We start from the raw sequence: 1,428 nt of genomic DNA, 5'->3' as shown, positions 1-1,428 counted from the left end.
CCCCCACGCGCAGGGCGACGAGCTCGCCCGCCGCGTCCTGGCCGCGCTGCGCGCAGCAGGCGTGGGGCCACTCGCCGAGCTGGAGACCGGCGAGCTGATCGCCACCTGGGCACGGGCGTTCGGCGTGGACGTGGCGATCACCCGGCTGCCCAGCGGCCTGGACGGGCTGGCCTGGCGGGACGACGGCTTCCGACTGGCGATCGTCGCCACCCACCCCGTCTGGACCCGGCAACGGTTCACCCTCGCCCACGAATTGGGGCATGTCCTGGCCGGAGACGCACAGGACCTGCTGGCCGAGAGCGGCATGGCGCCGGGGCTCGCGGAGGACCCGAGCGAGATCCGGGCCAACGCCTTCGCCGCCGCGCTGCTCATGCCGGAGCAGGACGTACGAGAACTGGCCGCGCGAGCGGCCCGGGGCAGCGGCCCGGACCTCGACGACCTCGTACTGGACGACGAGGCCTTCGCCGCCATGGTCGTACGCTGCCGCGTCTCCCCCAGCGCGCTGGCCGCGCGGCTGCGGACGCTCGGGCTGGTCGGCGACCGGGAGCGGAACCGGCTGCGCCGGTTCACCACGGCCGACTGCCACGAGCGGCTCGGCGCCATCGACGCCTATATGACCCAGGCGGCCGCCGCCAACACCCCGCTCCCGCCGGTGCGGTTGGTGAACGGGCTGTTCGCCGCGTACCGCTCCGGGGAGACCACCCTGCGCCCGCTGGCCGCCCTCCTCGACAGCGACGTGGACGACCTGCGAACGCTACTGGGCCCACCGGACGAGCCGACCGGCGCACAGGGACCCTCTGGCGGGGCGAGCGGGGATCCGGTCTTCACCCCATGACCACCTGGTGGTTCCCGGACAACACGGTGCTGTGCAACTTCGCGGCGGTCGAGCGGCTCGATGTGCTGGAGAAGGTGCTCGACAGCCGCGGCCGGTGGACGGAGGCGGTCGCCTTCGAGGCGCGGCGCTCGGCCCGCCATCTACCGGACCTGACCACGGTCTTCGCCGACGGATGGCTCGGCGAACCGGTGGAGATCTCACGCCCCGCGGACGTGCGCCGCGTGGAGACGATCCGGCGCGCGGTGTTCGGCGGCGTGCGCGGCCGGCCGCTCCAGCACCTCGGGGAGGCGCAGACCTGCCATGTCATCGAGCAGTGGGACGAGTTCCACGGCGCCCACTGGATCTCCGACGACCGCGACGCGTTCCAGTACGCCCGGCGCCGCGGCATCAGGGCACTCCAGACGACGGACCTCGTACACATCGCAGCCACCCGCGGAATCCTCCCACCCCCCGACGGCCACGCCTTGCTGACAGCCATGGTCACAGCCGGCCGCCGCCTACACCGCCTCCCTCCCGAACCCGACGCCCTACGGTGACAGCCAGCCGCCGACGGCCGGAAGCGGCCGGGCGGAAAACCGGACCCACAGCTGGCC

2 protein-coding genes are annotated in these 1,428 nt (G+C 73.7%); both read left to right on the top strand.

Annotated elements, in window-relative coordinates:
* Positions 1–835 (top strand): ImmA/IrrE family metallo-endopeptidase (locus AOK16_RS20745; protein WP_055473701.1); only part of this gene is annotated, 835 nt, incomplete at its 5' end.
* The gene (locus tag AOK16_RS20740; RefSeq protein ID WP_055473700.1) at positions 832–1,371 is read left to right on the top strand and encodes a PIN domain-containing protein; all 540 of its coding nucleotides are present in this window, start codon (positions 832–834) and stop codon (positions 1,369–1,371) included. The genes AOK16_RS20745 and AOK16_RS20740, both read left to right, overlap by 4 nt.
* Positions 1,372–1,428: the final 57 nt, after the last annotated feature.

Origin of the sequence: Streptomyces pathocidini (assembly GCF_001418495.1) — a bacterium.
Lineage (GTDB): Bacteria > Actinomycetota > Actinomycetes > Streptomycetales > Streptomycetaceae > Streptomyces > Streptomyces pathocidini.
The sequence above is the reverse complement of the archived record's forward strand: the minus strand, read 5'-3'. Positions and strand labels throughout refer to the sequence as shown.